This is a genomic window from Corynebacterium sp. HMSC28B08, from assembly GCF_001806865.1.
Classification (GTDB): domain Bacteria; phylum Actinomycetota; class Actinomycetes; order Mycobacteriales; family Mycobacteriaceae; genus Corynebacterium; species Corynebacterium auriscanis.
On sequence record NZ_KV786163.1, the window covers coordinates 1 to 5,558 of the forward strand.

Annotated in this window: 5 protein-coding genes; all 5 read left to right on the top strand. The window is 57.1% G+C overall.

The genetic code is table 11. The features are described 5' to 3' along the window. Window positions 1-373: 373 nt before the first annotated feature. The 5 genes from HMPREF3098_RS04380 to HMPREF3098_RS04400 all read left to right on the top strand — a co-directional run bounded on the left by HMPREF3098_RS04380 (window position 374) and on the right by HMPREF3098_RS04400 (window position 5,121). Entirely contained in the window at window positions 374-589 is a 216-nt protein-coding gene (locus tag HMPREF3098_RS04380) for a helix-turn-helix domain-containing protein (protein ID WP_070434148.1), read from the top strand. Then, complete coding sequence (locus HMPREF3098_RS04385; protein ID WP_070434149.1) at window positions 582-2,078, top strand: hypothetical protein; 1,497 nt, start codon at window positions 582-584, stop codon at window positions 2,076-2,078. Before HMPREF3098_RS04380 ends, HMPREF3098_RS04385 begins: the two co-directional genes overlap by 8 nt. Next, window positions 2,075-3,022: a DNA adenine methylase gene (locus HMPREF3098_RS04390; protein ID WP_070434150.1), complete on the top strand. Its 948-nt coding sequence runs from the start codon at window positions 2,075-2,077 to the stop codon at window positions 3,020-3,022. Before HMPREF3098_RS04385 ends, HMPREF3098_RS04390 begins: the two co-directional genes overlap by 4 nt. Next, the gene (locus HMPREF3098_RS04395) at window positions 3,006-4,073 is read left to right on the top strand and encodes a ParB N-terminal domain-containing protein (RefSeq protein ID WP_070434151.1); all 1,068 of its coding nucleotides are present in this window, start codon (window positions 3,006-3,008) and stop codon (window positions 4,071-4,073) included. The genes HMPREF3098_RS04390 and HMPREF3098_RS04395 overlap by 17 nt, the downstream gene beginning before the upstream one ends. 76 nt (window positions 4,074-4,149) lie before the next feature. Further along, the gene (locus HMPREF3098_RS04400; RefSeq protein ID WP_210385939.1) at window positions 4,150-5,121 is read left to right on the top strand and encodes a hypothetical protein; all 972 of its coding nucleotides are present in this window, start codon (window positions 4,150-4,152) and stop codon (window positions 5,119-5,121) included. Window positions 5,122-5,558: the final 437 nt, after the last annotated feature.

The window sequence follows — 5,558 nt, forward strand, 5'->3', positions numbered from 1 at the left end:
AATTAAACCAGTCCAACTTTCGGGGGCCAGTTCATTTTTTTGGACGTGCCCCCTACCTCTACGTCACCGCGATCTGTACCACGATCATCAATGGCGGTGGCGTCGGCTGACTCAACCTGGTCTCGTCCTCCCGGCACGGGCGAGATCCTCGGATTACCGTGATCTGTGGCGTGTTACTAGCCAGCGTCTCGCGGCAGCCGAGGAAGCGAATGACCTGCTAGCAGCTTCTAGAGCCATCCCAGATAGGTACCAGTCCGATGAGATGTCGTTCGTCTCATCGGTGATCGGAGCCGCCCGCACCCGCGCTCCTTGGGTCGGCGACGCTGCAACTGGTAGCGTGACGTTGGAGTCTGTAAGAGGAGAGTGCAGGAATATGGCAGAAGAACACGAAGTTCTGACTACTGACGACGCAGCCGCCCTTCCGCGCGCCAGTACGAAGACTGTCCTCGCGCTAGCCCGAGAAGGGTCCTTGCCGGGAGAGAAAGTTGGACGTGGCTGGCGTTTCCTTCGGAGCGATGTCTTGGCCCTAGTCCGGGGTGGCTCCGCGACCAAACTGATGTCTGAAGCCGGAGGAAGCCGCGATGATTGATATGTCCGCCTGGGACGAGATGGTCGTTGATGTGGTCAACGACCTGCACCTGGACCCCCATAACGTACGGCTCGACATTCCCGATGGCGTACCGGAATCCGACATCATCCAGGACCTCTTCACAAACGAGAAGGCGTTGAACCTGGTAGAAGGTATAGCCAAAGTCGGATTGCTGACTCACGAAGTCCCGATCGTGGTGGAGCGCGATGGTCAATTGATCGTGGTCGAAGGCAACCGGCGCGTTGCTGCGCTCAAGGCCATCCAGAACCCCTATCTGGCTCCCGATCACCAGGCACGCATCAGCAAGTTTGCGCAACTCGTTCCTAGTCGGGAAGCGGTGCGGCGCATAACTGTCAAGAGGGCACCGTCCCAAGACGACGCGGATCAGTTGATTGCTGCTCTTCACACCGGTAACCAACGTGTCGCATGGACTCCGGCCCGGCAGGCGGCGTTCTTCCAGGCGCAGCTCGACGCGGGCAAGTCTCCAGACCACCTGATAGCTCAGTATCCGACTGTCAACGTGCGAAAGTTCATCACGCGAAGCCGGATTCTCGAACTGTTCCGCAACGTCTCTTACGATGACCCTTCGCTCGGAGACTACGCGCACAAGCGACGATTCCCCGTGTCAACGCTGGCCCGACTATACGAGAACGATAATTTCCTTGATCTCGTAGGGATTCAGGTCAATAATGGGACCGGCGAAGTATCTCTGCTGTCCAGTGCAGCATCCTTCAAACGAGTCGCCACAAAAATCGTCAGTGACATTCGGGACGGCAAGATCAACACTCGATCGCTGAATAAGACCTCTAGCGATCGCTATGTCGAGTACATGGACGAATTCCGTGATCTGCTCAACGAGAAGCATCCCGAGGACGATACTCACACAGACGGGCAACCCAGAGATACCTCTACGTCGCAGTCTAACTCCCGCCAAGGAACAGGAGGGAGCAGGCCTGACGAAGGAGCTGGTTCCGCGGGCGGTGGAGAAGACCAGTCGAATGAACCATCCGGCACTGGCAGGGACAAGGCTAAGCCGTTCCCGAAGAAACGGAACTATCTGAACACTGAAAATCTTGCTGTTCCACCGGAATTTCCGGCTTCGATCCACGAGATCGTCAACGAACTCTCGGCAATTAACGTCCAGAGATTCCCCAACGCGACGCTTGACCTCCTCAGGACATTTCTGGAGAAGACGATCAAGGCTTACGCCGAGGCGTTGGGAGAGGATATTCGAAAGGGCTCGAACGAAAAGGGGTTCGTCTTTCTGTCGAACTGCCTTGTGTGGCTTGAAGATCACTTCCGGACAACAGGAATGACAGCATTGATCCAGCCTGTTCAGAAAATTCGTGGCGGACGCTATGGATTTGTCGGGTCCAAGGAGCACTTGGACGCAACGAATCACAACCATCACATCTTTGCCACCCCCGATGATGTCCGAGAGAGCTGGGCAACGATCGAAGGAATCATGAAGGCGGTACTGAAACCATGAGCCCTACTCAGACTTTGCCCCGCGCTCCGAAGCGCGTCACCGTCTCACCACTCCGCTACCCAGGCGGCAAGGGTCTCCTGTACTCACGGCTTCGCCAGATCATTCGCGACAACAACCTCACTTCTAGCACCTATGTGGAGCCATATGCGGGTGGCGCTGGTGCCGCTCTTGGCCTCCTGGTATCGGGTCAGGTCGCGACCATTGCGATCAATGATCTTGACCCTGCTGTGTACGCCTTCTGGCGTTCCGTTGTGGATGACCCTGATGAGTTCAGTCGGCGCGTTCGTGCCGTTGACCTCACGGTTAAGGAGTGGGAAAAACAGCGAGAGATCTACGCTACTGCCTCGCGTGACGACCTTCTACGACTCGGCTTCGCCACGTTTTATCTGAACCGCACGAACCGATCCGGTGTGCTGAACGGGGGTCCGATCGGCGGTAAGGAGCAAACCGGAAACTACAAGATCGGCGCGAGATTCAATCGCGACACACTTCTGGAACGTATTCGCCTCATCGGTCTGCATGCCAGCCGCATTACCGTGACAAACCAAGATGGTTGCGAAATCATCAAGCAACATGCTGACAACCCCAACGCGTTCATCTACGCCGACCCGCCCTACTTCGAGAAGGCGGGCTCACTGTACATGAATGCCTTCGAGGCAAACGACCACGAAGACTTGGCTACGTGCCTCAACGGGGTCACGGCAGCCCGTTGGATTCTCACTTACGACAATGTGCCGCAGGTCGGCGAGCTGTACAGCGAGCGCCGCAGTCGCCTGTTCTCACTGAACTATTCAGCACACCGGGTGACTAAAGCGCAGGAAGTCATGGTGTTCTCTGATTCGCTGACGATTCCGGCTGATATCGAATCCGGGCACCAGGAACTCGTCAGCACAGGCGTGCTCGATTCGGACGACAGGGAGGGCGACGATGCCACGGCTAGATAGCGTTGCGCCGAGTGAGCTCAAGCTCGATCTGGTAAACCCCAGAATCCCAGATGCCACCTTTCGTACAGAAGATGATGCATTGCGCTACCTATACGCGCAGGCCGATCTTGGTGAGTTGATCCAGTCTATTGGCAACTCGGGTTGGCTTGATTTTGAACCGCTCATCGTGGAGGAAGTAACCAACACGGTGATCGAGGGGAACCGCCGCCTGGCGGCGCTCCGAATACTCGCCAACCCTGAGCTTCAGCAGCAGCTCAGCGTTTCGCTACCGAATCCTCTTCACGCGAGGGCAATACCGGACAAAATACAGGTGAACTTCGTTGAGTCGCGTAAGCGGGCGCGTGATTTCATCGGGTTCAAACATGTTAACGGTGCCTTCAAGTGGGATTCGTATGCCAAAGCCAGGTTCGCTTACGCGTGGCTTAAAGATGGCGACAATATCGATGAAGTGAGCCGACGTCTAGGCGACGGGCACAACACCATCAGTCGATTGGTCAATGGGGTTGTGGTGCTCGAACAAGCAGAAGAAGCAAAGCTCTTCGATAAGGAGGACCGCACAAAGAAGTCCTTCTACTTCTCTCACTTATATACGGCGCTGTCGAACTCGAATGTTCGGAGTTTTCTCGGACTCCCCGAGAACGACAACACCGTTCTCCCGACAAGTCCGGTCCCTCAGGAGAGCCGGGCGAACCTTCGCAATCTGCTTTCATGGCTCTACGGCCAGGGTGATGAGCCTTCCGTCATCCGCAGCCAGAACCCTGACCTCGGACGTCTCGTTAATGTACTCGGCAACCAGCGGGCAACAAGCGTGCTGTTGGCAACCCGTGACCTCAACAGAGCCTTCGACCTCGTGGAAGATCGCGCCCGAGCGTTCGAGAAGTCCTTCTACAAGCTCCTCGCTGCTTCCGAAGAGGTCTCGGGCATGATCGGACGCTACGATCCGGCATCCAATTTGCTCGACGATGCGCAAACGATCCTACGTGCGATGGATTCGATCGTCCAGGCCATGAGAAAGGTGCACGCAGGAGATTCGGATGGCAATGCGAGTTAGCGCACCGCTAGACAGCTCGACGCGTGCTGTCCTTGCGGACTGGGTAGAACTCCAAGTGCTGCTTTCTGAAGGTCCCGTGGCAGAACAACAACTCATCAGAAGCCAAGCAGCTCAGTCCGAGCCCGAACATGGTGAGGTGCTGACGGAATTTGATTTTGAAGTCGCCGACAAGGAGATCCTGGAAAGCAGCGCCGACGGGCTGTCGCAGCGTGTGCATGAAGAGCTCGCGTACCGCGAGAGTGTCCTTGGCCCTCTCTACCCGTTCGAGCTGACTGTCAAGTACGGCAAGTGGGCACTAGGACGACGTGAGACTTCGGATTCGTCCGAGCAAGCAGCTCACGGGTCTTACATATGTTGCCTGCTCATTGCTGCAATGCACTCGGAACTGCTGCCGATACCGAGCCAGCACCCTCTCTTCACTCGTAGCGCCAAGATCATGCAGATCGAGTCGTATCTGACGGCCGCCGAAATCATAGGGGGAAGCGCCTACTGGTTTGGTTACCCGCGACCAGACCATTCGAACATGCTTACCGCAGTGCAAATGCTCGTGGAAGCAATGGGACTAGGGGTTGCGCCAAGCGAGCGTCCTTTAGGGCTCTCTCGCAATGCGAACGACGGGACGGTGGATATCGTGGCCTGGCGTGCTTTTCGGGATGGCCAGCCGGCAGCGGTTGTCGCATACGGTCAGGTAGCCTCTGGCCGGAACTGGGACACAAAGCCGATCGGCGCCTATTTAATGGGGCACTTCATCCCCTGGTTCGCAAAACCACCGTCGCATCAGCATATCGAATTGTTGTTTGTCCCTGTTCTGCAACACCACAAGCTCCGCGAGTCGTCGTCGGAGGACTTCCGAGAGGTCGCGCGCGAAAAAGCACGCCTTCGGGAGATGGACTTCGGGGTCGTCATCGACCGACTTCGGTTAACAGAACTGATGGCTGCGTCCAAGGTGGGCGGTCGCTACGACGAGGCTGAGTACATGAAGCACGAAGCGGACGCGAAGGCCTGGGTGCATGAGGCGCTAGCCTACGCGTCTGGGTCCTGCTCATGACCCTTTGCAACCCGAGGTGAAGACGTTTGAGGGGGACCAGAGGGGACCAGAGGGGACCAGAATCGCGCAAGCCATGCATCTCGTAGCGTGTTCTGCATGATCTGACGTCCGGGATCTCGCGGAATCCGGCCTCGCCGGAGCCGTTTGGACGCCTGGGGTCAAGGGGCCGTGGGTTCAAATCCCGCCAGTCCGACCATGAGGTGGCCGCGGGCCGTGTCGAGCCACTCGAAGTCCCGTTATGATCGAACCATCCGTAGGGGTGTGCTTTCCATCTGGCGACGGCATGAGAACCACACCCCTAGCCTGGGCCGTGAAGGTTGAAACCTGCAAGGCCTCACGTGTCTCGGATTTGGCGATGGTCCTGCTGTGCCTTCCGGACGGAGGGGTCAGGCGGTGAATGCAGCATCTTCGGATGGATCGAGGTTAAAGAATACTTC